Raw genomic sequence first — 25,059 nt, forward strand, 5'->3', positions numbered from 1 at the left:
CCTTTCCGCGGGGTTGTGTGTCCGAGCGGGAATCGCAGCCTGCTCACGGCGTCATGGCTCGGGGGCGTGGGTCGTGGCCCGGATCACCGATCGCGCCCATTGCGGCTCGCTGAGCGCGTCGGTGCTGTCGATGAACTGGTCGACGGTTCCGGTCGGCGGCAGAGTTCGAACGGCCGGGTCGGTGATGCGGGCGGTCAGCGCCGCGGCGAAGCGTTCGGCGTGCAGGACCTGGAACGGTCTGCTGTGGTAGGGGCGGGTGGTGGGGTCGACCGGGTCGGTGAGGCCAAGCCGGTTGTGGGCTGCGGCGACGGTCTCGTAGGCGCGGGCCAGATGGTGCTCGCGGGTGTGCCAGTCGGTGGCGGCGAGGGATGCGGTGAGGACGGGCGTGAGGGCGTCGGCCTGAGGGGTGCGGGCGAAGGCGCTGCCGAGCCACTTGCCGTAGGGCGGGTAGCGGCGGTCCATGAGGAGGCAGAGCCGCATCAGGTCGCGCACCAGGCGCCCGGCGACGACGGCGGACCCGAGTTCGTCGCCCACTTCGCCGCACCGGCCGACGAAGGCTTCCTCCCGGGCGATGCGCTGCCACTGGCAGGCGAGCAGGTGGAGCCAGATGTCGTGGGGGTACCACGCCAGATGCGCGCGGGCCGGTGCGAGTCGGCCGAGTCCGTCGTGGAAGACGGCGCCGGCGGTGACCTCGGCGAGCCGCTGCGTGGGGGTGGCCAGCCAGTCCAGTGCGGTGATGTCCTGGCCGGGGTCGAAGCCCAGCTGCTCCGTGAACCAGGTACCCGCGTCGGTGATGTCGACTCGGTGGTGCACCGGCCCGTCGGTCGCCTGCATGATCCGGATGTCCGCCTCGGCGGTGGCGGCGAAGTGCGTGGGGTAGCCGTGGAAGGTCTTCGGCAGCCGGGCGGAGAGCAGCTTCTTGATCGTCGGCCCGTGGCGGGTGACGTCTTGCGGGTGCAACAGCAGCTGAAGCCGAGGTCCCCACTCGTGGTCGGCGGAGCGGGCCGTGTCGAATCCCAATACCTCCGAGCCGCTGCCGAGACGGGCGGCGGAGTGGGCGATGCCGGGGACGGCCTCGTCCAGCAGGGGCCGGACGGCTTCGGAATAGAAGCGGCGGGAGAGCTCCAGTCCCGGGACGAAAGGCGGTGTGGTCATGGTCCAGAGCTTGCCTGACCGGCATGATGTCGGTCGACGCGTTTCTCCCGGGACCGGGTACCGGCCTCGTGGCCGCAAGCCCGACCGGCAGCCACCCGGTGAGGAAGTTCTGAGGGCAGACAGCCACGACCAGTGCGGCCTTCGTGGGCTCCGGATCGCAGCGGATCACTGCCGGTCGGGCTGGGGCAGTACGTACGTGGCGCCGCACGATTCGGCAAGGGCCGGGCCAAAGAGGGCGGCCGGGGTATAGGCGCCGGGTCGCCCCTCGCCGGCCAGTAGCCGCCGGGCGACCTCTGCGGGTACCGCTCCGGTGTACTCCTGTGCGTCGCCCAGGCGCAGCCAGCCCTCCCGGGTCTCGCCGTCTGCCCATGTGACGACGGCGTGCCCCCAGGAGTGCTCGCGCGGCCGCTCCTTCGCCTTGACCTGTATCCCCGCGAGACGGCCCGTGATGAACGACCGCAGCCGCTCCCACCGCATGAGCGTGCTCACGAGGGGCATCACCGACCGGATCACTGGCGAGGACGGGGCTTCGCTCGATGCCGACAGCACATCGCGGGCGCCGCTGGCCCGCTGAGCGGCGAGCAGTTCGCCCAACGGCACACTCGCGGTGGTCACCTGTGAGCCGTCGGGCAGGGTGAGGCGCTGTGCGTCGCTGAAGATCCGGGCGGGCACCACGCGGCCGTCGGTGATCTGACGCCCCTCGAGGCTGCCCAGAAGACTGCCGATCAGGGCTTCGCCGGCGGGGCCCGCTTCCATCGCCATCGAGGGCAGCATGTCGACCCGGACCCGCAGGGGCGCGGGACGGCCCTCGCACAGCTTCACCACGACGCTCTCGGTGGCGGTCACGCCGAACCCGGCGCCGGTGACGAGCGTATGACCCGCCTGGGTGGCCGGGTCGTGCTTCTCGAACACGGCCGAGAGCGCCGCGACATCGTTCGCCAGGTCGATGTAGTGGCTGCCGGCGGTCCGGCAGGCGTCCACGATGCCGGGAGCCGTGGTCGTGAACGGTCCGACCGTGTTGATGACCACGGCGGGACGTTGCCGCCGGATTTCGGCGGCCGTGTCGGCGAGGGAGGCGGACAGCAGGGTTTCGCCGCCGGTCTGCTGTGCTGCGGCCTGCAGGCGGCTGGCGTTCCGGCCGACGAGCACGGCTCCAAGGCCGCGCTCGGTGAGTTGTGCCGCGATGCTGCGCCCGCTGCGGCCGGTGCCACCGAGCACCCAGATGTGCGTGTTCATTCGAAGAGCTCCTGAGGGTAAGGCGATTGGGATGTCAGGTCAGCTGGTCGCGACGATGAGCGTGCCGTCCCGTGGGCCTGCCGTCACGTTCGAGTTCGGTGAGGGCCTTGACGGCCTCTGTCTGGGGCCTGCTCGTCATGGGCGGGTGTGGACTCCAACGCCCCCGGAGACGGTGAGATTGTCGCCGGTGATGTAGCCGGCGGTGTCCGAGGCGAGGAAGGCCACCGCTTCGGCGACGTCGATGGGCGCGCCGACGCGACCGAGCGGGACGTCCTTCGCCCAGGAATCGATCATTTCCGGGGTAACGCCCATCCTGGTGTAAGCGGGCGTGTTGATCAGCCCCGGGCTGACGGCGTTGACGCGGATACGGCGAGGAGCGAGCTCGATCGCCAGGGACCGCATGAGGGGGAGCAGAGCACCCTTGGCGGCTGTCATGGCGGATCCCATCCCTTCGCCGGCACCCACGGTGAACACGACTGACGCGCCTTCGTTGAGGAGCGGGAGCGCCTTTTGAAGCGTGAAGAAGTTGCCCTTGACGTTGATGTCAAACAGGGCGTCGAAGGCGTCTTCGTCGGTTGATTCGATCGGGCCGGGGCGGGAGATTCCCGCGTTGAGGAAGAGCAGGTCGAGAGCGCCGAACTGCTGACGTGCCTGGTCCATCGCCTGATCGATCTCGGGGAGCGACCGTGCGTCGGCCCGGACGATCACGACGTCCTCGGGAAGTCCGGTGTCGGTGAGATTGCCGAGGCCGGTGACCATGACGCGGTAGCCACGGGAGTGGAGCAGTTCAGCGGTCGCCTTGCCGATGCCGCTGGTTCCGCCGGTGATCAAAGCTGCTGGTGCGGACATGATGCGTTCCTATACGTGCTCTGGTTGAGGGAAGTGCGATCGACCGGCGGTCCGGCCCCGTAGGGCCTCGGACGTCTGGAACGACCACTCCGGACAGCGTAAGCCAGTTTGGCAGCGACTGCCAACCTTAATGCGGCTGCCACGTTGGCAGTGGGCTAAGCTGGTGACATGAAGCAGGGAGCCAAGTCAGGGACGGGCGCACCGGCCACGCTGTGGGACCGGACGCGACAACTCGCCTCTCAGGAGATACTCGAGACTGCGCTGCGCCTGTTCACCGAACAGGGCTACGACGAGACGCCCATAGCGCAGATCGCCCGAGAGGCCGGCGTCTCCCAGCGGACCCTCTTCCGCTACTTCGGCACCAAGGAAGACCTCCTCGGCAGCGACCAGCACCGGTTCGCGCAGATCCTGGCAGAAACAGTCGACGCACAGCCCGCCGACGTCGACGTCTGGGGAGCGCTGCGCGCGGGATTCACTGCCGTTCTGGCCCTGCATGACAGCCGTGAACAGGCCCTGCAGCGGTTCCGGCTCCTGCACACCACCGCCTCGCTGCGTGCCGGCTATCTCGAAAAGCAGCTGCGACTCCAGGAAAACCTTCTGCCACTCGTCGAAGCGAGGATGGGTGCTGCTGTCGGCGGCGCGGACCCACGAGCTCGCGCGGTGATCGCGACGGCCTGCGCATGCCTTGACGCGGCGTCGATGACGTGGGTCGCGCGCGACGGCGAGGGCGACATCATTGACCTGTATGACGAGTGCGTCGCGGCAGTGCGCAGCTGACCCGCAGCGACGAACCGGCCCGTGCTCTTCTTCTCCGGGTGAACGGGGGTGGGCGGAGCAGCGCTGAATTCCCCTGGCGGTGCGGGCAGTTCGTAGCGCGCGGTGGACTCCATGGCGCGCTCCGGCGTCGGCAACGTGTGCTCACGGTGGTGCTTCAGTACTGGTCAGCGGGTGCCCCTGACGGCTGCGCCCTGCTTGCGGGGCGGCTGCCAGGGAGGGGATACCCGGCAGGGGCGGACGTGCTTGTGGTCGTGCGCCGTCGTGCGAAGGCTGTCCGAGGGCCCGCGGGCATGGTGTCGTCGAGACCCGGAAGCGGAAGTCGGGGGCGGTGCGGCCGACGAGCGGGTGGGTGTCGCCCAGGTCGTAGCGGTTGAACAGGCCCGTGGTCCGGCGGTAGGCGAGCGTGGTGCCGTCGGTGGTGCGCAGCAGGTCGTGCAAGAGCTTGCGCAGCGCGGGCGCGTTGGGACCGGGCTTCATGATCGCCACCTGCGCGCGTGACCAGTCGAGCACCGCGGCACCGATGGGGTGGTGTTCGCTGGTGTAGGTGTCGAGCAGGCCCTCGGGCGCGGTTCCGCGCACGGTCGCGGCCAGCTTCCAGCCGAGGTTGGCGGCGTCCCCGATGCCGAGGTTCAGGCCTTGGCCGCCGAGGGGCGAGTGAATGTGGGCTGCGTCCGCCAGGATCCCGCCCGAGGGGTCGATACAGTACGAGTACCCGTGCTGGTGCAGCCCTCCGTCACCCGGAGGCGGACGGCTCGATCTCACCCGCGAAGACGATGACCTGGTCGATGAGGCTCCGTCGCAGATGGACGATGTCCGTTCCCGTCAGGCGGGGGCCTCCATCAGGTGTGGTGAAGACCCACTGGTACCGGGCCCATTCGTCAGGCATGTCCACCGCTGAGCAGCGCACCATCGTGCCGGTCCCCGCCGGGTGGCGCCGGATGTCCAGCACGAACCGCTCGACCTCCGCGATTCCTTCGCTGCGGCCCAACGGTCCCCAGAAGACCACGTCTGAGGTGAGGGCCTGGGAGAGCAGGGCAGTCACATAGCTGTCGTCCGAGGCGTTGAACGCGGAGATGAACGTGTCGATCGCGGAGCGTGCGGTTTCTTCCTGCATGCCTCAGTAATACCAGCTGTTTCGCGTGCGCTCGTTCCCCGAGCCGATACCCGATCACGGTGAACCATCCCGGTCACATTACTGGACGGTGGTCGCTGCGAGCACCTGGAGCGCCTGACCCATGCGGCCGATGACCGCGCAGAGCGGTCTCGATGTCGTCGGCCCGGAATGCCCGGATGCAGGCGATGGCTTCCGGGTGCCGCGGCACATGTCGTCCGGTCCCCAGCTCGTACAACTGGGCGCCGATCGACGAGGAGGGCAGCTTGTCTATGGCGGAGCGGCCGTCAGACGATCGGCTACTCCCTTGACCATGAATGCTTCGCCGGCGTCGATGGCCTTGCGCGCGAGGGCCGTTCCCAGGGCGGGCGACGGGGTCTTGCTGCTGCAGCCGATGCAGCAGCGGCAGCCGAAGTGGCGGCGCGGTGCGGCCGTGGTCGCGGGCGGTAAAGGCAAGATCGTCGGCCTCGGCGCGGCCCGTGGGCTGCACGGTCTCTAGGCGCCGGCGCACTCGGCCGAACGGAAGAAGGGACCATCAGCCGGGCCTCGCACGGCCAGTTGCCGCGTTCACCCTCTCCTCATCCGCGGTTCACCGGCCTCGTTGAGACTGACTGGTGGCCGGGCGGGGGGTCGCCATTCGCCAGGGGGAACCGGCCAGCGTCGCCGCGGCCGCCCGATCCCCGCATGGGCACGGGGAGTGAGACGTGGGTGCTGTCGGAACGACGGCCAGACCAGGACCGCCGCGCAGGGTGCGGGCGCCAAGTGGCGGCAGGCGAGCCGTGTCCCTGACCACTGTGATTGCGGTGGTCTGGGCGGTGCTGTCCGCGCTGGTCCTGCCCGCCGGTATTGCGGCGGCGGCTCCGTTGACCAGATCGCAGACGACGGTGTTCACCGAAGGCGAGCGAGAGGCCGGAGCCTCCGCCTCCTACGTGTGCTTCCGGGCCCCCGCGGTGGTCAAGGCCGCCGACGGTACTCTGCTCGCCTTCGCCGAGGGCCGGATTGGCAGCTGCGCTGACACGGCCTCCATCGACATCGTCGTGAAGCGGTACGTCAACGGCGCATGGAGTGCCCTGCAGGTGGTGGCCCGGCACAGCGCCGGGCACATCTACCACAATGTGACGCCGGTGGTCGACGCCGCCTCGGGTCGGGTCGTCGTGCTGTACACCGAGAACTACGACCACATCCACCGCATCGCCAGCGAGGACGACGGCCTGCACTGGACGGCCGCGGACGACGTCTCCGCCGACGTCTGGTCAACTGCCTGGGGAGCCCTGTACGCCGGCCAGATGGCGACAGGTCCCGCGAGCGCCATCCAGCTCACCCACGGACAGCACGCCGGCCGCCTGGTCGCCGGCATGACGGTACGCGTGGCACCGGGGGCCGCGCCGGCCAACCTGGGCGGAGCGCTGATCTACAGCGACGACGGTGGCCTCACCTGGAGGCTCGGCGCCTCCTCACTCGGGGCCGAACCGGCTATCGGAGCACAGGAGCTGAGTCTGTTCGAACGCGGTGACGGCAGCCTCTTCGTGACAGCGCGCAATGAGGAAGGCGACTCCGAGACCAGGGACAGGGCGGTCTACGCGGTCTCTGGTGATCAGGGGCTCAGCTTCAAGTCCGAATTCGCACTCCTCCCGGACATGGACTTGCCCGGCACCGGCATACAGGCGTCGACCCTCGCCCTGCGCGAGATGAACCGCGACGGCTATGACCGGGCCCTGTTCGCCGCCCCGGTCGGCCCGAACCGCGAGGATCTCACCATCCGCTCCTCCTTCGACGGAGGTCTCACCTGGCAGGATGCCGCCGACGGCGCCCTCGTGAAGGACGGGTACTCCGCCTACAGCTCCATGACGGCCCTGGGCGGCGGAACCTTCGGCATCCTCTACGAAGCCGGAACCACCAAGCAGCATCAGGACATCAGGTTCGCCACGTTCACCGAAGCCGACCTGGACCTCCCCGCCGGCGCGGGCGCCCTCACCCTGAACCAGAACACCGGCGCGCTGTCCACCACCAGCCCAGACCAGCTGCACCTGTTCGCACCCACACCCGCCGGTGACCTCGGCCACTGGTTCGAGGAGGCCGACGGCACGGTCAAGCGCGGCACCTGGGGCACGGGCATCGCGGGGAAGACGGTCGCCTTCAACGACGGCGCCCAACAACACGTCCTCGCGCGCGGCACCGACGGCAGCCTCATCCACCGGTTCTGGAGCACGACCGGCCTATCCTCACAGACCTGGCTCGCCGCGGGCACAGTGGCCGGAGCACCCACCGGCTTCGTCGCCTCCGGCCAACAGCACGCGTGGGTCCGCATGACCGACGGACGGCTCCTGCACACCTGGTGGGACGCCGGCACCGCCTCCCTGAAACAGCAGGTCTGGGCCGCCGCGGGCGCCCTCGCCGGTGACCCCGTCGCCGTGCGCTACGGCGAGCAGCAGCACGTCTGGGCCACCGGCACCGACGGCCGGCTCCACCACTGGTGGTGGACGAAGGGCCCGGGCATCCGCCACGAACTCTGGCCGGGATCGGCCAGGGGCGCTGCCACGGCCCTCGTCCACAAGGGCCAGCTGCACGTCTACGCCGCCGACCCGGAAAGCCGGCTCACCCACTGGTGGTGGGACAGCACGGACCAGGTGGTCATGAGTCAGGTCCTGAGCACCCCGACCGCGCTCGCCGGACCGCCCGTCTCATTCGCGCACGGGGGACAGCAGCATGTCTTCGCCCGCACCACGGGCAACACGCTCGCCCACTGGTGGTGGGACCCGACCACAGGCAACAACTACGCCGTGTGGCCCGGCCCGATCTCCTCGGACCCGGTGGCGCAAGTGGTCGGTGACACCCAGCACGTCTTCGGTGCCGCGTCCGACGGAACACTCTCGCACTGGTGGTGGAACTCCGCCGAGGGCACCGAACGGGAAACCTGGGGCGGCAGTATCGCCACCACATCAGCCTGGTGACCGCCTGAGCAGAGGAGACAACCTCACCGCCACGTCAGAACGACTGATCGCCTACACCACCGGGCGCCGTTTGGCCTCACGGTCAAGCGGCGGGGTTGTGAGTGTGCACTTTGGCACGCGGGGCACCGGTCCTCGCCGCTCTTCCTTGGTCCCTGTACAGGGATCGCGTCACAAAGGGAGAATCCGATGACCGACTCCGGCCTCAAGGACTGGTACCTGCGCTACTGACCCGGTCAGGCCCGGCCGACGCAGAGCCGCTGCGCAAGCGGGGTGTCCCGCCCCTCCAGGCGGGACATCCCGCTCTACTCAGCACCCTCGCCGATCCGCGACGGGGTCCAGAGTCCGAGCCGAACTCAGTCGACCCTGAACTTGTCTGCGAGCTGGAATTCGAACTCTTCGGGCAGGTCGTAGTGGAAGACCTCGGGGGCGTCTCGCTCGACGTGGGCGTTCCAGTAGAGGTCGGCGATCACGTCCGGCTCCGAGTTCGGTCGACCGCTTCCGATCCTCGCGCCCAGGGCGACGTGCGCGACGTGCACCCCGCGGTCGGCGAGTGACTCGTTCAGTGCGAGGAACCAGTTGCGCATGGCAGCGTTCGCGACGTTCGCGTTGGCCACCTGTGGGACGACCATCGGGCCCGATCCGGCACCGCTCGTGCCGATAATGGTGCCGACACCGCGGTCGATCATGCCGGGGAGCACCTGGCGAACAGCGGCGACCGCGCCGAAGAAGTTGGTCTCGAGCTCGGGCAGGGCCGCTTCGACAGTGAGATCGACCGCAGAGACGAGTGGCCGGTCCGCCAGGTCCGACAATGTCGGGGCAGGCGAGTACTCCAGGACGTCAATGGATCCGAAGTGCTCTGCTGCGGCCGCGAGTGCCTTCGCGAGGCTCGGGCGGTCAGTGACATCGGCCGCGAAAGCGGCAGCCGACACCCCTGCGTTACGGAACCTGTCGACCATGGTGGCGAGTTGTGCTTCACGTCGCGCCACGAGCGCAACATTGAAGCCGCCCTTCTCAGCGAACTTCGCTCCGATGGCGAACCCGAGTTGCGGACCCGCCCCCACGATTGCAATGGTCGACACAGCTCGTCCTCCAACAGCAGATTTGCATGTCCAGGCGCCGGCTGTCGCGATGGCGGGCCCAGGCCCGGCTCACCGACCAGCCGATACTCGACCTCGTGGTCGAGCTCCTGCTGATCCATAGTGCCACGGCGTTCTCCGTTCCCTGGAGGCCAGCCACTACCGGCTCGTGGTGCTCGGACAGACCCGCCGGGGCAGTACTGACGGCGACGAGCGCGTGGCTCGAACTGCACACCCACACGCTCGCCGAGGCGTCGGACGGTGGCGCCTCGGTGTGGTCGGCGCAACGCCGGGAGGCGTACGCCAACGACCTCGGTGCCGCCACCAGTCCGGTCGAGGTCACGGCCCGCTCGAACCGGTCCAAGTCGGACCAGGACCCGGGACATCACCGTCATACCGCTACTTCTCATGCCTGCACGTTGGCCGAAGCAACTCGCGGCCCAGCGAGGCCTGTGCGAAACGCTCGCGCAGGCCGTTCCGCTCCGCGTCGTCGAGCAGCACGCACAGTTGGGCAACGGCCTGTGCGGCGTTCAACCGGGCTGTCGGGCCGGCCTGCAGCATGCTCCGCAGCCCGGTGGCGGGGGCCGCGTCGTCCAGCAGAGCGTGGATGCGGCTCGTGAGCTTCCGGCCGATAGCCGCCGTCTCCGCTGCCTGCGGGCCCGCCTCCCGCAGTACCCAGAGCGCCGTGACCAGCCGGGAACCGGAGCCCATGTCGGCATCATGGGGCAGGATGCCGTGGCGTCCTGCCTCCCCTACCTCCGCGACGGCGCGGTCGTAGTCCTCAGCCGCCGACATCGCGGCCTCGGACAGATCAGCAGCACGGCGGATCAGTCGTGTCTGCACCCCGAGGACCCGGGGCAGGGCTCGTAGGTTCCCACCGATCAGCCCGACGGCGATGAGTGACGTTCCGAACAGGAGGAAGACGTCCGCACGGCCGAGGTCATCACCGGTGGCCAGGTCTTCCAGATTCCCCCTCTCCGGCCCCTTGGTGAGCATGAACCCCGTCTCCCAGCCGTAGCCGCTGCTGTCGGAATACTGCGGCGCTTTGAGGAGGTCGGACCGGCCGGGATCGCACTGGTAGGAGGCTTCCCTCACCCGATTCTGATACGGGTCGTCCCAACGGACCCTGCACGATCCATCGGGCTCCTCATCGAGGACCGTCAGGTCGATCTGCCTCGCTTCAGGCAGGTCTTGTCCGGCCGCGTACAGCCCCACCGCACAGGCGAAGAGCACGAAACCCAGCGTCAGCACCCACCGGAAAAAGGGCACATGGCTCATCCCGCTCCCCTCCCGTAAGGCTCACCAGCATCCCCTGAACCCGGCGGAGGCGCGAGGGGTGCCCCCAGCAGCGCTCAGGCGTGCAGCGCTGCCGAAACTCGGCAGGTGTTGCGCTTCGGCCCATCCGGGCCTTGCCCCCGATCTCCGTGTGGTGGAGGGTGAGTACGCCCCGAAAATCGCCCGGCTGGTGGCAAACCGGATCAAGATGATCAAGCGCCAGATGTTCGGCCGCGCTGGTTTCGAACTCCTCCGCAAGCGAGTTCTCCTCGCTCCGTAAATTGATTGCTGGACCTGGCCCGGACTCTACGATCGAGGAGTGACGATCGAGTACGAATGGCGGGGCGACTTCGACAACACCGCCCTCAACGCGCTGCATGCTGACGGTTTCGGCCACCCGGTCACTCGGACTGACTGGCGAGAACGACTTGAGCGCCACAGCCTCGGATGGGTCTGCGCTTGCGAAGACGGCTCGCTGATCGGCTTCGTCAACGTGGCCTGGGACGGCGGAGTTCACGCCTTCGTCCTGGACACGGTGGTCGCCGAGCATCGCAAGCGGAGCGGTGTTGGGGGCGCGCTGGTCGCAACTGCTGCTCACGAAGCTCGTGCCGCGAAGTGCGAGTGGCTCCACGTGGACTTCGAGGAGCACCTTCGTTCGTTCTACTTCGATGCCTGCGGCTTCAAGGAGACGACAGCCGGACTCGTCGCCCTGTAGCTCCCCTGACCCAATCTCCATCCAGTGCTGTGACCGCATAGGTTCGTCGGGCCAGCAGTTGGAGTAGTTGTAGGGGCGGCAGGCGTCCGTGTCGACTGCTATAGCTCTTGGTGGCCAAGCCCTGTGCGCATTACGCAGACTGACCGATGCGGCTACGATCCACGGCGTGGGACATAACGGGTGGAGAGCACTGATCGGCGCGGTGGGGGCGAGTGCCTTGTGCTGGGGGCGTCGGCGGTCTGGTGCTGTGATCGCGTAGGTTCGCCAGGTTGATCAGGCCGCGGCTATGAGGGGACGTCCGCGCCAGCGGACTTCCTTCTCGCTTCGGATGCGGGTGCGTTCCTTGCGTTCAGCGGCTAGGACGCCGGGGTGAAGGACGTTGGCGTTGAGCCATCGCAGGTAGGCGTGTGGTTGGGGTAGTTCGATCGTCCTGGGTCGCCAGGCTGGCCGCGCCACCCGCAGTGGCATGGGCTTCGACTACATCCACTCCGCCGTCGACGACCACAGCCGCCTCGCCCACAGCAATAGCCACGGCGATGAGAAGGCCGCCACCGGACGGCTCGACCAGTAGGCCCTCGGCGTACAAAAGGGGAGAAGGGTGCTCCGGCCGCACTTGTTCTGCGGCCGGAGCACCCTTGCCGTTCACCGAGTCCCAGCGACAACTGCCTACTTGCATGCTGCGGTCGCATTCCGAGGGCACTCGTGCGTGTCCGCTCCTCGTAGAGGGTCACGGACACGGCGGGACGGGTCAGCAGGTGGCGTTCAGCCCGGCCCAGTCCGCGCGGTCGTTGTAGCCGCCGTCACCGGCGTCGTCGACCACCAGGGCGAGGACACGGACGCCGGTCAGGTCGATGTCGGCCTCGCGGGTGGCGTCACGGGTGAGGACGCCGCTATCGAACAGCACCTTGCCGTCACCGACCACCTGGAAGGTCGACGTGCCGCCTTCGGGGCCGACGTTGCGTACCGCGTCGTCGATCCCGACGGTGGTGGTCAGTCGGGTGCACCGGTCGCCCAGGTAGTAGCGGATCGTCGAGGGGGAGGCGACTCCGATGCCGGTCTGGTGCGTCTGGCCGAGCAGACTGATCGGCGTCCAGCCGCCGACGCTGCTGTCGACGGTTGGAGTCATCCATCCGCTCGTCGCGCTGATCCAGTGGTGGTGGGACAGGGCAATGTCGCCGCGCGGTGGTGCCGGCGCGACCACGAGCGTCGTGAGCGTTTCCTGCCTCTGTTGTCCCTTGCCGATGACGGCGTAGGAGGTGGTCGCGGACAGTGTCGGGCTGCCCGGAGTGGCGGTGTCGGACAGGGTGATCGTGGAAGTGAAGGTTGCCGATCGTCCCGGCATCAGCACCTTCGGCGTCCCACCGGCCGGGTGTGACGTCCACCCCGCGGGCACCGTCAGTTCGACACGTGGAGTGAATACGGGCTGGGTGCTGTCATTGCGGACGATGACCTCGACCTGGGCTCGGTCACCGCCGGCGACTACCGGGGCAGTTCCGGCCGGCACGGCGTCGTTTCCGACCCGTGTTACCTGGGGCAGACCGGCGACGACATGCGGAGCACCGGGCTTTCCGGCGGCCCGCGAGACGCGGAACAGGGCCGCACCGTGGGCCGGGACAGCGGCGCTGATGGTGCCGGAGCTCTCTGTGACCTGGTCGGTCCAGGCGTTCTTGAGGGTGAGCCGCTTCCCGGTCAGGCCGACCGAGGACGCCTTCGTGGTCAGGGTCGCCGGGCTGTCACCGCGATTGAGCAGCACCACCGCACGGTCGCCGTTGGCCAGCCGTTTCACCCAGGTTTCCTGCGTGCCGGCAGGGCCGACGCGCACGGCCTGTACGCCGGCGCTGTCCTGGTTGATGGCGAGCACGTCGCGGTCCGCGAGGGTGGCGAGCGAGGTTTTGCTGAGCTTGCGAAGGTCGCTGCCGATCACCAGCGGCGCAGCCGCGACCGACCACAGTGTCATCTGGGTGCGGAATTCCTCGTCACTCATTCCGAGTTCAGGGCCCAGGTAGTCCGGATCGTTGAAGTGCCCCGGTCCGGCCGCCTCGGGATGCCGCGCGTTCGCGTCATAGTTGCGCAGCACGTCCTTGAACTTGATCTCACCGACGAAGCCGACGTCCGTGTACGTCCGCCACGACTGGGCGATCGCCGGTGCGTAGGACCAGGAGTATGTCGACTGCTGCTCCTCGGGGTAGTTGCCCCAGTCCGGAGACGTCACGGGGTTGCAGAGGTTGAAGAGCATGGGGCGCCCGCCGGCGTTGCTCCGCAGCGCCTCGGCGAACTCGGTGTAGACGGTCTTCGGGTCCAGATCGGCGGCGATGCCGCAGAGGTAGTCCACCTTGACGGCGTCGAACTCCCAAGCGGCGAACTGATCGGCGTCGCGTTGGTAGTGACCGTGGCTGCCGAGGCCGCACTTGCCGGGGATGTAGGGGCCGGCGTCCGTGTAGATGCCCGCCTTGAGGCCCTTGGCGTGGATGTAGTCGACCAGTGGCTTGAGCCCGTCGGGGAACTGGTCGGGGTTCGGTACCAGATCGCCCGCCGAGTTGCGCGGGGTCGGGGCGGCCCAGTTGCCGTCGATCCAGACGTACTTGTACCCGGCATCGCTCAGACCGCTGCTGACCAGGAAGTCGGCGGTCGACTCGATCTCCGCAGCGGTCGGGTCGCCCCCCAGCGCGTAGTAGGTGTTCCAACCCATGTACGGCGTCGGGCTCAGGAGCTGTTCAGCCGTCGGCTCCTTGCCGGCGGCGCCGGCCGGGGGAGCGGCGTGGGCGGGCGCCTGCATGGCCAGCAATGTGGTCAACAGGGCCAGGAGGACGGTGAGATGTCGTTTCACATCGGATCCTTCGTAGTCCGATCAGGCGTGCCGAACCGTCCCGGTCGTATGTCTGAGATGCCGCTGCGTGAGAGGAGGCGCATCGGTCTACCAGGGACCAGGTCAATACCTGCTCGCCTGCGGGTGGTTGCGCAGATCTTGCAGCCGTCACAGAACCCCGTCAAGAATAATTACTAAATTAATCTCGGACGGTCGGCCCGAGGGGCTCCTGGTCGGACCGGGCTCCTGGTCGGACCGGCCCCCCGGCCGGTGCGGATGGTGTTCATCTGGGCCGCGAGCAGGTGCACCCAGCAGCTCAACTCGTTAATTGGGCATTAATGTTGACACGGTTCCGGTCGGCTGCCACAGTCGTCGCCGTGCCGCCGGGGCGCTCGCTCCGGCACAGTCCGCGCCCCGCACCCAGATCGCCAAATCCTGAACCGCGGCGTGGGACATGAGCGCGCGAACGAAGGCCCGGGCCGGACGCGAAGTGCCGGTGCGCGGCGTGCTGCCGAGGTGCGCCATGACTCACCTCGGTGAAAATAAATTAGTAATTATCTTGACGTGGCTGCATTGCCACGCGAATCTTGATTCGCCGCGACGGGCCCGCCCAGGCCCCGGCCACACGGCCCCCTCGCGTGAATCCCCCAGGGAGAGCCATCCATGTCGAACCCGCACACCAGCCGCAGACGCTTCCTTGCCGGACTCGGCGCCACCGGCACGGCCGCGCTGCTCAGCGGCTGCGTCACCTCGACGTCGTCCGGGAAGTCCTCCTCCTCGGGCGCGGTCAGTCTGCAGTCGAACCTGTCCGCGCCGCAGGCCAAGGCGGCGATGGAGAAAGTGGTCGCCGCCTACGGAAAGAAGGACGCCGGTGGTGTCACCCTCAACACGGTCGCCGCGGAGACCTTCCGCACCCAGCTGCCGACGTACCTGACCTCCGCCAACCCGCCGGACGTCTACACCTGGTACCCCGGATCCGTGGCGGACGCCTACGCCGAGAAGGACCTCCTGCTCGGCCTCGACGACCTGTGGGCCTCCTCGCCCGATCTCAAGCGCTACACCAAGGCACTGCAGTCACTGTGCACCTCCGGCACCGGCCAGAAGGTGTTCGTGCCGTCCACCTACTACTGGTGGGGCATGTTCTACCGCAAGTCGAACTTCGCCAAGTGGGGCGTGAGCGAGCCCAAGACCTGGGACGACTTCCTCGACCTGTGCGACAAGCTCAAGTCCAAGGGCGTGGCGCCGATCGGCCTCGGAGCCGGCGGCAACACCCCCTGGGTGGCTTCCGCCTGGTTCGACTACCTCAACATCCGCATCAACGGCGCCGCATACCACCGTGAACTTCTCGCCGGCAAGCACCGGTTCGACGACCCCGAGGTGCGCAAGGTCTTCGACCGCTGGCAGGAACTGCTGCCGTACTTCGACCCCAACGGCACCGCCATCCCCTTCCAGGACGCCACCACCGCGCTGCTGAACGGCCGTACCGGCATGATGCTGATCGGCACATTCTTCGCCGACGCTGCCCCCAAGGACGCGCTCGACGACATCGACTTCTTCCGCTTCCCGGTCATCGACCCCAAGGTGCCGCTCGCAGAAGAAGCCCCCGTGGACGGCTACTTCGCCAGCGCACGGACCGGTCGCGCCGAGCGGGTCACCGACCTGATGGGCTACCTCGCCACAGCCGAGGCCCAGGAAATCTACATCAAGGGCTCCTCGGGCACCGTCCTGCCCTGCAACCCCGATGCCAAGGACGCCGGCACCGCCCTGGTGGCCAAGGGCCGCAAGCACGTCGAGGAGGCGACCGACATCACCCAGTTCTTCAACCGGGACTCCAGCGACGCCCTGCAACCCACCGCCGATACCGCGCTGACCAAGTTCATCGCCAAGCCCAAGTCCATCGGCTCCATCCTCACCGACTGGCAGCGCGACGCCCAGAAGATCTGGAGTGCCTGAGGTGGCCGTGCTCAGCCCCGCACCCCCGGCCCCGCCCGTCACGTCCGGCGGCCGGCGAGGCCAGGGGCCCGCCCGCCGCGTCCCACCGCTCGTCCTCGCGTTCGTCCTGGTGCCGCTGCTCGCCGAGGCAGTCTGGGTGTTCTGGCCCGCGCTGCAGGGCTTCTACCTGGCCCTGACCTCTTGGGACGGCGTGTCCCCGCCCCGATTCATCGGCCTCGGCAACTTCCGCGAGATGGCGACGGACGAGATCTTCCGGACCGCCGCGATCGACACCGTCCTGTGGCTGCTGCTGTTCGGCGGCCTGTCCGCACTGCTGGGTCTCGCCGCGGCCCTGCTGCTCCAACAGGAACGCCGCGGAGTCGGCTTCTACCGGGCCGCCCTCTTCCTGCCCGTCGTGTTCTCCCTGGTCGCCACAGCCCTGGTGTGGCAGGCCATCTACCAGCCGGACGGCGTCCTCAACCAACTCTTGGACTCCGTCGGCCTGGGCAGCCTGCGCCACGCCTGGCTCGCCGACCAGGACACCGCCCTGTACGCCGTGATCGTGCCGGCCCTGTGGCGGCAGATCGGCTACGTCATGGTCCTGTACCTGGCCGGACTCAAAGGCATCGACCCCGCCCTCTACGAGGCAGCCAAGGTCGACGGCACGAACGCCTGGCAGCGCTTCCGCCACGTCACGCTGCCCCAACTGCGGAGCGTCAACGCGGTCGTCCTGTCCGTCATCATCATCGACTCGCTACGTTCTTTCGACGTCGTATGGTCCCTGACCCGGGGCGGCCCCTACCACTCGTCCGAGCTGCTGAGCACCTACATGTACTCCACCGCCTTCCAGTCCCTGCGCCTGGGCTACGGCTCCGCACTGGCCGTCGTCATCTTCGTGCTGGCCTTCGGCGTCATCTGCTCCTACCTCGTGCGCGCCTTCCGGGAGGCCGACTGATGTCCGCCAACTCGACCGCACTCAAGCGCAAGCGTGCCGCAACCGCCGGGTTCCACCTCGGCGCGGCAACGCTGTCCGCTCTGTGGCTGCTGCCCATCGCCCTGGTCGTACTCACCAGCTTGCGCTCCTTCGACGACATCGCCGCCCACGGCCTCGGCAGCCTCCCGCACTCCTTCACCCTCGACAACTTCCGCCTGGCCTGGGTCGACGGCGGCCAGCAGCGCGCCCTGATCAACAGCATGCTGGTCACCGTCCCCTGCGTGCTGATCACCCTGGCGCTCGCCGCGATGGCCGCGTTCGCCCTCAGCCGCTACGAGTTGCCTCTGCGCCGCACCCTGCTTCTCCTCATGCTCGGAGGGAACCTGCTGCCCCCGCAGATCCTGCTCATCCCCGTCTCCAAGCTCAGCGAGATGATGGGCGTCTACGACACACTGCCCGCCCTGATCGGTGTGCAGATCGGTTTCGGCGTCGGCTTCTACGTGTTCGTCCTGCACGGCTTCATGCGCGCCATCCCCAACGAGATCCAGCAGGCCGCCGTCGTCGACGGCGCCGGCCCCTGGCAGATCTTCTGGCGGATCATCCTTCCGCTGGCCCGGCCCGCGCTCGCCGCGCTCAGCGCCCTGTCATTCACCTGGATCTTCAACGACCTGCTGTGGGCGATCACCGTACTGCGCAGCGAGACCAACATGCCGATCACAGCAGCCCTCATCGGACTGCAAGGTCAGTATGTGTCGATGTGGAACGTGATCGCCGCCGGCTCCATTATTGCCGCCGCCCCCACCGTGGCCGTCTTCCTCCGCTTCCAGCGCCACTTCGTCGCCGGACTCAACCTGGGAGCAGTGAAATGACCTCCCACGACCGCTGGACCCTGCGCACGGAACACACCAGCTACACGGTCCGGCTCTCCCCGGACGGGCCCTGGGCCGAACTCGCGGCATGGGGACCCCACGGCGCCGAGGCGGGACCCTCCCCGCTCGACTGGTCCCACCGCACCCACTTCATCACACCCGCAGACGTCGCCCCTGCCGAGTACCTGCCGCAAGGCCTGCGCGCGTTCACCGGCGCAGACCTGGTCGTCACGCACTCCGGGCACCAGCGCGGGCTGTGGTGGGAGTTCGCCGGCGCCACCCAGGACGCGCATCAGCTCCGGCTGACATTCACCGACGACGTCGCCGGCCTGAGCGTCACCCTGTGCTATGCCACCGTGCCCGGCACCGACGTCATTCTGCGCTGGACCGAGCTGACCTGCACCGACGAATGTGAACTGCGCCTCGAACAGCTCGACTCCGGCGCCGTGAACGTGCCCACCGCCTCCGGAGCCCGTCTCACCTACCTGACCGGACAGTGGTCACAGGAATTCACCACCACACAACTCCACCTGACACGCGGCACGTTCGCGATGGCCAGCAACCAAGGGGTGCCCGGCCACGCCTACGCCCCCTGGATCGCCGTCCAGGACGCGGCCGTGCCCGACGACGGCACGGCACCCACCTACGGCATCGCCCTTGAGTGGTCGGGCAACTGGCACATCACCGCCGAGGCCGAGCCCGGCGGCACCGTCCGCGTCCGCGCCGGCCGGGTCCCGCACGAGGGCGCAGTCGTCCTGCGGCCCGGAGCCACCCTGACCACACCCCGCCTGGCCTGCGCCTTCAGCGCGGAAGGACTCGACGGACTGTCCCGCGCCTGGCACCGCTACGAGCGGCACTTGAGCGGCGAACGGTTCCAGCGCACGCGCAAGGTCCTCTACAACTCATGGGAGGCCACGGGCTTCGACGTCGACGCCACCGGCCAGCTCGAACTCGCCCGGCTCGCCGCCGGAATCGGAACCGAACTGTTCGTCGTGGACGACGGCTGGTTCACGGGGCGCACCGACGACACCGGCGGCCTCGGCGACTGGCACCCCGACCCCGCGAAGTTCCCGCAGGGCTTCGGCCGCTTCGTCGACGAGGTGCGCGCACTCGGACTCGACTTCGGCCTGTGGGTCGAACCCGAGGCCATCAGCCCGGCCAGCCGCCTGTACGCCGAGCACCCCGAGTGGGTCTACCGCGTCGAGGGGCGCCCCGGTCGCCTCGTCCGCAACCAACTCCTGCTCGACCTCGGACGCAGCGACGTACAGGACTTCGTGATCGGCACCTTCGACCGGCTCCTGGACGAGTACCCGATCGACTACCTCAAGTGGGACATGAACCGGCCGCCCACCGAGCGCGGCAGGCCCGGCGCCGGGCCCGCCGACCGGCTCGACCTGGACGCCGGACACGTCACCGGGTACCTCCGCGTCCTGGACCACCTGCGCGCCGCCCACCCGAACGTCACCGTCGAAGGCTGCGCCGGCGGCGGCGGACGCATCGAACACGCCACCCTCGCCCGCACCGACGTGGTGTGGCCCAGCGACAACACCGCCCCGCTGGACCGCCTCTCCATCCAGTACGGCTTCCTGCACGCCCACGCCCCGCACGTGATGAGCTCCTGGGTCACCGACGCACCTGGCATCTTCGACCCGAGACCCCGCTCCCTCGCCTTCCGCTTCGTGATGGCGATGTGCGGCGTGCTCGGCATCGGAGCCGATCTGCGTTCCTGGAACACACAGCAGCGCGCCGAGGCCGCCCACTGGATCGTCCGCTACAAGCAGATCCGGGACGTCGTCCACCGAGGCGAGGCCCGCCTGCTGCGCACCCCACAGGATGCGACCTGCGGCGTCCAGTACACCGAGACAGGCGGCCCGCGCGTCATCGTCGCCGCCTTCAGCACCGGCCGCCTGGACGGGGCCCCGCTGCTGCCCGGCCGCCCGGACCGGCTTCCGCTGCGCGCCCTGGACCCCGCCGCCGTCTACGCCGACGAGGAGACCGGCACCGAGTACAGCGGCGCCCACCTGCTGCACTACGGTCTGCCATTCAGCTGGAGTACCGGCCACGACGCCCAGCTCGTCGTCCTGAACCGCCGATAGCCGGCCCCCTGACCTCCCCGCCACCATGAAGGAGCCGAACCCCACGATGCACCACCCCGCACGACGGCACGGCGTCCGCTTCACCGGCCGCACGGCCGTGGTCACCGGAGCGGCCTCCGGCATCGGAGCCGCCACCGCCAGCCGCCTCGCCGAAGAGGGAGCCGCCGTCGTGCTCGCCGACGTGGCCGAGGAGCGCGGCAGGAAGACGGCCGAACAGATCACCCAGAATGGCGGGCGGGCCCGTTTCGTCGCCGCCGACGTCGCGGCCGAAGCGGACTGGGACCGGATCGCCGCAGCAGCCCGCACCTTCGGACCCGTGGACGTCCTGGTCAGCAACGCACACACGGTCGACGTCACGCCCGCCCACGAAATGACCCTGCCGTCGTGGCAGCGGCAACTCAACGTCAACCTCACCGGCAGCTTCCTCGGGCTGCGCGCCGTGCTGCCCGATCTGCGGGCCAGGGGCGGCGCGGTCGTGCTGACCTCATCCGTCCATGCCCACCGCGGCATCCCCGGCCACCCCGCCTACGCCGCCACCAAGGGCGCACTCCTGTCCCTGTGCGGGCAGCTCGCCGTCGAGTACGGACCCCAGGTGCGCGTCAACGCCGTCGTCCCCGGACCGATCCTCACCGCGGCCTGGGACCGGGTGCCCGAACAAGAGCGCGAGCGCAGCGTCGCCGAGACCGCCGCACGCAGGTTCGGAACCCCAGAGGAAGTGGCCGCGGCCATCACCTTCCTCGCCGCCGACGAAGCCTCCTACATCACCGGCACGAGTCTCGTCGTGGACGGCGGCTGGAGCGTCATGAAGGCCTCCGCATGAGCACGCGCTGCCGGCTGCGGACGAAGCCCTCCCGGATCCTTGCGCACCCCGGACACCCGACGAAGCAGAAAGGCCCCACGACATGACGCCCTACGCCCGCCGCGGCGTGCACGGCCAGACAGTCGAAGCTCTCGCCCGCCGCATCCTGGGCGGCGAGATCCCCGAGGGCGCCACGCTCGACCTGGTCTCACTGCAGAGCGAGCTCGATGTGAGCCTCACCGCTCTGCGCGAGTCCCTCAAGGTGCTCGCCGCCAAGGGCATGGTCGACGCCCGCCAAAAGCGCGGCACCTTCGTACGGGCCCGAGCCGACTGGAACCTCCTGGACGCCGACGTCCTGCGCTGGCAGTTCGAGGGCGGCCGCACCGGCGAAGCCGACCGTGCCCTGCTGCACAACCTGGCCGAGGTACGCGCCATCATCGAACCCGCCGCCGTACGCCTGGCCGCCGAGCGCCGCACCGACGCCGATCTGGCCGCACTCCAGGACGCGCTCGCCGCCATGGGCGACACGGACTCCGGTCCGGCGCACGCCATCGACGCCGACCTCGCCTTCCACCGCGCGCTGCTCACCGCCACCCACAACGAACTCCTCGAACGCATGGAGATGGTGATCGAATCCGGTCTCGCTCACCGCGATCGCATCGTGCACTCCTCTCCGCACAGTGAGGACCCCCTCCCGGCTCACCAAGCGGTCCTGGACGCCGTGCGCGAGCAGGATCCGCAGGCCGCCGAGGCCGCCATGCGGGCACTGCTGGAGCAGGCCGGCCGCGACCTGGACCGCATCGGCACGGCCGACGAGACGGAAGGCACCACCCGGCAGTGAAGATCACCCGTATTGACACCTTCCTCGTCCCTCCGCGCTGGCTGTTCTGCCGGGTGGAGACCGACGACGGCCTGGTCGGCTGGGGCGAACCCGTCGTGGAGGGTAGGGCCGAGGTCGTCCGGACCGCCGTGGAGGTACTGGCCGAATACCTCGTCGGAAAGGATCCGCTGCGCATCGAAGACCACTGGCAGGTGCTCACCAAGGGTGGCTTCTACCGCGGCGGACCGATCCTGTCGAGCGCGGTGGCGGGCCTCGACCAGGCCCTGTGGGACATCGCCGGCAAGTCCTACGACGCCCCCGTGCACGCCCTGCTGGGCGGCCCCGTCCGCGACAGCGTGCGCGTCTACGCCTGGGTGGGCGGGGACGAGCCCGCCGCGCTCACCGAGCAGATCACCGAACAGGTCGAAGCAGGCTTCACCGCCGTCAAGATGAACGCGGCGGGCCGGACCTCACCGATCGCCTCCGCCGCCGAGACGGCAGCCGTCGTCGAACGAGTGGCCGCAGCTCGCCAGGCCCTGGGCCCGGAACGCGACGTCGCCGTCGACTTCCACGGCCGCTTCACCGCCGCCAGTGCCCGCCGCACGCTGCTCGAACTCGCCCCACTGCACCCGTTGTTCGTCGAGGAACCGGTCGTCCCCGAGCACGGACACCTCCTGCCCGGTCTGGTGTCCGCCAGCTCCATCCCGCTCGCCACCGGCGAACGCCTCTTCTCCCGCACCGAGTTCCTCCCCGCGCTCGCCGCGGGCATCGCCGTGGCACAGCCTGACCTGTCCCACGCCGGCGGCATCTCCGAGGTCCACCGCATCGCCTCCCTGGCCGACACCTACGGTGCCCAGCTCGCCCCGCACTGCCCTCTCGGCCCGATCGCCCTGGCCGCCAGCCTCCAGGTCGCCTTCGCCACACCAAACTTCCTGATACAGGAGCAGAGCCGGGGCATCCACTACAACAAGGACGCCGACCTGCTCTCCTACGTCGTCGACACCGAGCCGTTCCAGTTCATCGCCGGGCAGGCCCGCCGCAGTGACGTGCCCGGCCTCGGCATCACCGTCGACGAAGAGGCGGTCCGGGCCGCCGACCGCAGCGGGCACACCTGGAGAAACCCCCTGTGGCGGCACTCCGACGGTTCATTCGCGGAGTGGTGACCATGCCCTTGACGTTCGCGACCGACCCTGCGCACGGCGGCCGCTGGACCTCGCTGCGCGACGGCGACCGTGAATGGCTCTGGCACCGCCCGGATCCCGCACGAGACGACGTCGCCCCCAGCGACGCCTTCGTGGACGCAGGCGGGATGGAGGAGTGCGTGCCCACCGTGCGAGGCACCCCCGATCATGGCGACGCCTGGTCCAGGCCGTGGACGCGAAGCGGCGACACCGATCGCGTCGACTGCGACACGTTCACCCTCACCCGTACCGTCCGGACCACCCCGGACGGCGTCGAGGCCGACTACACGCTGCTGGCCGAGGCCGGCTACCACTTCATCTGGGCCGCCCACGCCCTGCTCGACCTTTCCGACAGAGCCGAACTCAAGGCGCGCGTCGGCACCCCCACCCGGGTCTTCCCGGAAGCCTCCCGCCTGCTCGACGGCCCCTGGCCGGATGGCGCCCCATGGGTGCAGAGCGCTTGGCCCACCCCGTGCGGCCTGCGCCTGGACCGGTTCGGACCGCAGGACGGCACCGCCGTCGGCGCAGTCCTCGCCAACGGCCGTGCCTGCGTCCACGACGGAGTCAACCGGCTGTCCCTCGCCGTCGAAGCCGAGGGACAGCCCGTGTCGGTCGGTCTGTGGCGCAACCTCGGTGGCTTCCCGCAGAAATCCCCCTACCGCAGCATCGGCGTCGAACCCATGCTCGGCCGCACCTTCGACCTGGCAGCAGCCGACCCCGGGGACGCGGCATGCGTCCCCGCCTCCGGCGCAGTCCACTGGCGACTCACCCTGACGACCGACTGCCACTGCATCTGACCCCCCTGCATCTGCCCCCTGCATCTGACCCCCGCCCTTCTGTCCAGCGGCAGGGAGCACCCCGCCCGCGCACGCCATCGAAGCGAACCGACACCCAAGGAGTCCGTACCCGTGGACCTGCGAGCCGCCCTGGCCGACCGCCGTCTCCTCGCCATCGTGCGCGGCAAAGACCCGGACGCCGCGCTGCGCACCGTACTCGCCCTGGTCGAGGAAGGCATCGACCTGATCGAGGTCTCCCTCAGCAGCGCCGACGCGCTGGGCGTCCTCGCACGCAGCGCCGCAGAACTCGGGCCGGACCGGCCGATCGGCGCAGGTACCGTCCTGACCGCCGACGACGCCCACGCGGCACGGGACGCCGGAGCCGCCTTCGCCGTCACCCCCGGTCTCGGCGCGGGCGCCGACACCGCGCGACACCTTGGCCTGCCCGTCCTCGCAGGCGTCATGACCCCGACCGACATCATCACCGCTCAGACCCACGGTGCCGATGCGCTGAAACTGTTCCCCGCCGCTCAGGCAGGGGGACCGGCCTATCTCAAAGCGCTGCGCGCACCCTTCCCGGAAGCCCTCTTCGTGCCCGTGGGCGGAGTGGACCTCGAAGCCGCTCGTGCCTACCTGGCAGCCGGCGCGACCGCCATCGGCGTCGGCTCCCCACTCATCGCCGACGCCGCTGACGGCGGCAGCCTGAACACCCTGAGGAAGCGCGCACGCGCCTTTCGCTCCACAGTCGAGGAGACGACCGCATGACCGGGCAACACGCCACGGCGGCAGGACCCGACCGACTGGAACTCGGTGAAGGCATCCGCTGGACGGACGACGGCATCATCCTGGTGGACATTCTCCAAGGACGCCTGCTCACCACGGCCACAGCCCTCCACCACCCGCTGCGCGAACTACTGTCCCTCCCCGTCCCGCTGGGCGCCGTGGCACCCGTCGCCGGACGCCCCGGCACCTGGATCGCGGCCGCCGGCACGGGCGTCTGCCTCCTCAACGCCAACGGCATCACCCGATGGCTCGCCACACCCGAGGACCACGGCGGACGGAGCATGCGCATGAACGACGGGGTCGCCGACCCCTCGGGCCGCTTCTGGGCGGGCAGCATGGCCTACGACAACACACCGAACGCCGGCACCCTCTACCGCGTCGACCACGACGGCACCGTCACCCCCGCCATCGAAGGGATCACCGTCCCCAACGGCCCCGCATTCACCGCAGACGGCCGCACCATGTACCTGGCCGACAGCGCCCGCGGAACGGTCCTCCGCTACACGGTCGACCCCGACACCGGCGGCATCGGCGCCCCCGAAACCTTCCTCACCGTGGACGTGGGCAGCCCGGACGGCATGACGGTCGATGCCGAGGGGGCCCTGTGGTGCGCCGTCTGGGGCACGGGCACGGTCCGCCGCTACCTGCCGGACGGCAGCCTCGACCAGAGCGTCCACCTCCCCGCCGCCCAACCCGCCGGCGTCTGCCTCGAAGACGGACTGCTGCACGTCACCACCGCCAGGGTGGGCCTCGACACGCCCGGCCCCTACGACGGTGCCCTCTTCACCCTCCCCGTCGACGTGCCCGGCATACCCACGCCCGCCTACCAGCACGCCCCCTCGGACACGATCACGGGAGACCTCGCGTGACAGACACCTGGCGCCCGCCCCCGGGACCCGTGGTCTGCGTGGGCGAGAC

At 69.3% G+C, this 25,059-nt stretch carries 21 protein-coding genes and 2 pseudogenes; 15 read left to right on the plus strand and 8 right to left on the minus strand.

Features of this window, described 5'->3' with window-relative positions:
• Positions 1 to 51: 51 nt before the first annotated feature.
• From ACH4D3_RS13180 to ACH4D3_RS13190, 3 genes are all read right to left on the minus strand, one after another.
• A complete protein-coding gene (locus ACH4D3_RS13180) occupies positions 52 to 1,155 on the minus strand; it encodes a DUF4037 domain-containing protein (RefSeq protein WP_398320680.1) in 1,104 nt (367 codons plus the stop codon).
• 165 nt (positions 1,156 to 1,320) lie between these two features.
• Entirely contained in the window at positions 1,321 to 2,391 is a 1,071-nt protein-coding gene (locus tag ACH4D3_RS13185; protein ID WP_398320683.1) for a saccharopine dehydrogenase NADP-binding domain-containing protein, read from the minus strand.
• Between the two features lie 135 nt (positions 2,392 to 2,526).
• Positions 2,527 to 3,240, minus strand: a complete 714-nt coding sequence (locus tag ACH4D3_RS13190) for an SDR family NAD(P)-dependent oxidoreductase (protein WP_398320686.1) — start codon at positions 3,238 to 3,240, stop codon at positions 2,527 to 2,529.
• Positions 3,241 to 3,408: 168 nt separating this feature from the next.
• On the opposite strand from ACH4D3_RS13190, the gene ACH4D3_RS13195 reads away from it, so the two are divergent.
• Complete coding sequence (locus tag ACH4D3_RS13195) at positions 3,409 to 4,017, plus strand: TetR/AcrR family transcriptional regulator (protein WP_398320689.1); 609 nt, start codon at positions 3,409 to 3,411, stop codon at positions 4,015 to 4,017.
• 297 nt (positions 4,018 to 4,314) lie between these two features.
• Here the strand turns inward: ACH4D3_RS13195 and ACH4D3_RS13200 are convergent.
• Both ACH4D3_RS13200 and ACH4D3_RS13205 read right to left on the minus strand, forming a co-directional pair.
• Positions 4,315 to 4,698: pseudogene (locus ACH4D3_RS13200) on the minus strand (FAD-dependent monooxygenase); the annotation flags it as partial.
• 52 nt (positions 4,699 to 4,750) lie between these two features.
• Positions 4,751 to 5,131, minus strand: a complete 381-nt coding sequence (locus ACH4D3_RS13205; RefSeq protein ID WP_398320692.1) for a nuclear transport factor 2 family protein — start codon at positions 5,129 to 5,131, stop codon at positions 4,751 to 4,753.
• 130 nt (positions 5,132 to 5,261) lie between these two features.
• Here ACH4D3_RS13205 and ACH4D3_RS13210 point away from each other — a divergent pair, with 130 nt between their 5' ends.
• Positions 5,262 to 5,627, plus strand: coding sequence for a hypothetical protein (locus ACH4D3_RS13210; protein ID WP_398320695.1), 366 nt, complete (start codon positions 5,262 to 5,264; stop codon positions 5,625 to 5,627).
• Positions 5,628 to 5,907: 280 nt separating this feature from the next.
• Positions 5,908 to 8,079, plus strand: coding sequence for an exo-alpha-sialidase (locus ACH4D3_RS13215; protein WP_398320697.1), 2,172 nt, complete (start codon positions 5,908 to 5,910; stop codon positions 8,077 to 8,079).
• A 353-nt stretch (positions 8,080 to 8,432) separates the two neighbouring features.
• On the opposite strand, the gene ACH4D3_RS13220 is transcribed toward ACH4D3_RS13215, so the two are convergent.
• Both ACH4D3_RS13220 and ACH4D3_RS13225 read right to left on the minus strand, forming a co-directional pair.
• A complete protein-coding gene (locus ACH4D3_RS13220) occupies positions 8,433 to 9,158 on the minus strand; it encodes an SDR family NAD(P)-dependent oxidoreductase (RefSeq protein WP_398320700.1) in 726 nt (241 codons plus the stop codon).
• A 396-nt stretch (positions 9,159 to 9,554) separates the two neighbouring features.
• Positions 9,555 to 10,433, minus strand: a complete 879-nt coding sequence (locus ACH4D3_RS13225) for a hypothetical protein (RefSeq protein ID WP_398320703.1) — start codon at positions 10,431 to 10,433, stop codon at positions 9,555 to 9,557.
• 316 nt (positions 10,434 to 10,749) lie between these two features.
• On the opposite strand from ACH4D3_RS13225, the gene ACH4D3_RS13230 reads away from it, so the two are divergent.
• Both ACH4D3_RS13230 and ACH4D3_RS13235 read left to right on the plus strand, forming a co-directional pair.
• Positions 10,750 to 11,145, plus strand: a complete 396-nt coding sequence (locus ACH4D3_RS13230) for a GNAT family N-acetyltransferase (protein ID WP_398320706.1) — start codon at positions 10,750 to 10,752, stop codon at positions 11,143 to 11,145.
• Between the two features lie 415 nt (positions 11,146 to 11,560).
• Positions 11,561 to 11,698 (plus strand): annotated as a pseudogene (locus ACH4D3_RS13235) (IS481 family transposase); the annotation flags it as partial.
• Between the two features lie 195 nt (positions 11,699 to 11,893).
• Here the strand turns inward: ACH4D3_RS13235 and ACH4D3_RS13240 are convergent.
• Positions 11,894 to 13,972, minus strand: a complete 2,079-nt coding sequence (locus ACH4D3_RS13240; protein ID WP_398320709.1) for an NPCBM/NEW2 domain-containing protein — start codon at positions 13,970 to 13,972, stop codon at positions 11,894 to 11,896.
• Positions 13,973 to 14,614: 642 nt separating this feature from the next.
• Here ACH4D3_RS13240 and ACH4D3_RS13245 point away from each other — a divergent pair.
• The 10 genes from ACH4D3_RS13245 to ACH4D3_RS13290 all read left to right on the plus strand — a co-directional run bounded on the left by ACH4D3_RS13245 (position 14,615) and on the right by ACH4D3_RS13290 (position 25,010).
• Positions 14,615 to 15,904, plus strand: coding sequence for an ABC transporter substrate-binding protein (locus ACH4D3_RS13245; RefSeq protein ID WP_398320712.1), 1,290 nt, complete (start codon positions 14,615 to 14,617; stop codon positions 15,902 to 15,904).
• 1 nt (position 15,905) lies between these two features.
• Positions 15,906 to 16,838, plus strand: coding sequence for a carbohydrate ABC transporter permease (locus ACH4D3_RS13250; protein ID WP_398321118.1), 933 nt, complete (start codon positions 15,906 to 15,908; stop codon positions 16,836 to 16,838).
• Positions 16,838 to 17,686 carry a carbohydrate ABC transporter permease gene (locus ACH4D3_RS13255; protein WP_398320714.1) on the plus strand — a complete coding sequence of 283 codons (849 nt, stop codon included), beginning with the start codon at positions 16,838 to 16,840 and terminating at the stop codon, positions 17,684 to 17,686. The genes ACH4D3_RS13250 and ACH4D3_RS13255 overlap by 1 nt, the downstream gene beginning before the upstream one ends.
• Positions 17,683 to 19,782, plus strand: coding sequence for an alpha-galactosidase (locus ACH4D3_RS13260; protein ID WP_398320716.1), 2,100 nt, complete (start codon positions 17,683 to 17,685; stop codon positions 19,780 to 19,782). Before ACH4D3_RS13255 ends, ACH4D3_RS13260 begins: the two co-directional genes overlap by 4 nt.
• Before the next feature lie 46 nt (positions 19,783 to 19,828).
• Positions 19,829 to 20,602 carry an SDR family NAD(P)-dependent oxidoreductase gene (locus ACH4D3_RS13265; protein WP_398320718.1) on the plus strand — a complete coding sequence of 258 codons (774 nt, stop codon included), beginning with the start codon at positions 19,829 to 19,831 and terminating at the stop codon, positions 20,600 to 20,602.
• Between the two features lie 82 nt (positions 20,603 to 20,684).
• Entirely contained in the window at positions 20,685 to 21,422 is a 738-nt protein-coding gene (locus tag ACH4D3_RS13270; RefSeq protein ID WP_398320719.1) for a FadR/GntR family transcriptional regulator, read from the plus strand.
• Positions 21,419 to 22,564 (plus strand): galactonate dehydratase, encoded by a 1,146-nt coding sequence (dgoD, locus tag ACH4D3_RS13275; protein ID WP_398320721.1) that lies wholly within the window; start codon positions 21,419 to 21,421, stop codon positions 22,562 to 22,564. Before ACH4D3_RS13270 ends, dgoD begins: the two co-directional genes overlap by 4 nt.
• A 2-nt stretch (positions 22,565 to 22,566) precedes the next feature.
• Positions 22,567 to 23,379, plus strand: a complete 813-nt coding sequence (locus tag ACH4D3_RS13280) for a hypothetical protein (RefSeq protein ID WP_398320723.1) — start codon at positions 22,567 to 22,569, stop codon at positions 23,377 to 23,379.
• 111 nt (positions 23,380 to 23,490) lie between these two features.
• Positions 23,491 to 24,123, plus strand: coding sequence for a bifunctional 4-hydroxy-2-oxoglutarate aldolase/2-dehydro-3-deoxy-phosphogluconate aldolase (locus ACH4D3_RS13285; RefSeq protein ID WP_398320726.1), 633 nt, complete (start codon positions 23,491 to 23,493; stop codon positions 24,121 to 24,123).
• Positions 24,120 to 25,010, plus strand: coding sequence for an SMP-30/gluconolactonase/LRE family protein (locus ACH4D3_RS13290; protein ID WP_398320729.1), 891 nt, complete (start codon positions 24,120 to 24,122; stop codon positions 25,008 to 25,010). Before ACH4D3_RS13285 ends, ACH4D3_RS13290 begins: the two co-directional genes overlap by 4 nt.
• The last annotated feature ends 49 nt before the right edge of the window (positions 25,011 to 25,059 follow it).

It is taken from the genome of Streptomyces sp. NPDC018026 (assembly GCF_044327745.1).
GTDB classification, from domain to species: Bacteria; Actinomycetota; Actinomycetes; order Streptomycetales; family Streptomycetaceae; genus Streptomyces; species Streptomyces rubrogriseus.

Coding starts and splice junctions, on each gene's coding strand:
- ACH4D3_RS13180 (WP_398320680.1), bottom strand. CDS start 1,155: ATGACCACACCGCCTTTCGTCCCGGGACTGGAGCTCTCCCGCCGCTTC.
- ACH4D3_RS13185 (WP_398320683.1), bottom strand. CDS start 2,391: ATGAACACGCACATCTGGGTGCTCGGTGGCACCGGCCGCAGCGGGCGC.
- ACH4D3_RS13190 (WP_398320686.1), bottom strand. CDS start 3,240: ATGTCCGCACCAGCAGCTTTGATCACCGGCGGAACCAGCGGCATCGGC.
- ACH4D3_RS13195 (WP_398320689.1), top strand. CDS start 3,409: ATGAAGCAGGGAGCCAAGTCAGGGACGGGCGCACCGGCCACGCTGTGG.
- ACH4D3_RS13205 (WP_398320692.1), bottom strand. CDS start 5,131: ATGCAGGAAGAAACCGCACGCTCCGCGATCGACACGTTCATCTCCGCG.
- ACH4D3_RS13210 (WP_398320695.1), top strand. CDS start 5,262: ATGACCGCGCAGAGCGGTCTCGATGTCGTCGGCCCGGAATGCCCGGAT.
- ACH4D3_RS13225 (WP_398320703.1), bottom strand. CDS start 10,433: ATGAGCCATGTGCCCTTTTTCCGGTGGGTGCTGACGCTGGGTTTCGTG.
- ACH4D3_RS13245 (WP_398320712.1), top strand. CDS start 14,615: ATGTCGAACCCGCACACCAGCCGCAGACGCTTCCTTGCCGGACTCGGC.
- ACH4D3_RS13255 (WP_398320714.1), top strand. CDS start 16,838: ATGTCCGCCAACTCGACCGCACTCAAGCGCAAGCGTGCCGCAACCGCC.
- ACH4D3_RS13260 (WP_398320716.1), top strand. CDS start 17,683: ATGACCTCCCACGACCGCTGGACCCTGCGCACGGAACACACCAGCTAC.
- ACH4D3_RS13265 (WP_398320718.1), top strand. CDS start 19,829: ATGCACCACCCCGCACGACGGCACGGCGTCCGCTTCACCGGCCGCACG.
- ACH4D3_RS13270 (WP_398320719.1), top strand. CDS start 20,685: ATGACGCCCTACGCCCGCCGCGGCGTGCACGGCCAGACAGTCGAAGCT.
- ACH4D3_RS13280 (WP_398320723.1), top strand. CDS start 22,567: ATGCCCTTGACGTTCGCGACCGACCCTGCGCACGGCGGCCGCTGGACC.
- ACH4D3_RS13290 (WP_398320729.1), top strand. CDS start 24,120: ATGACCGGGCAACACGCCACGGCGGCAGGACCCGACCGACTGGAACTC.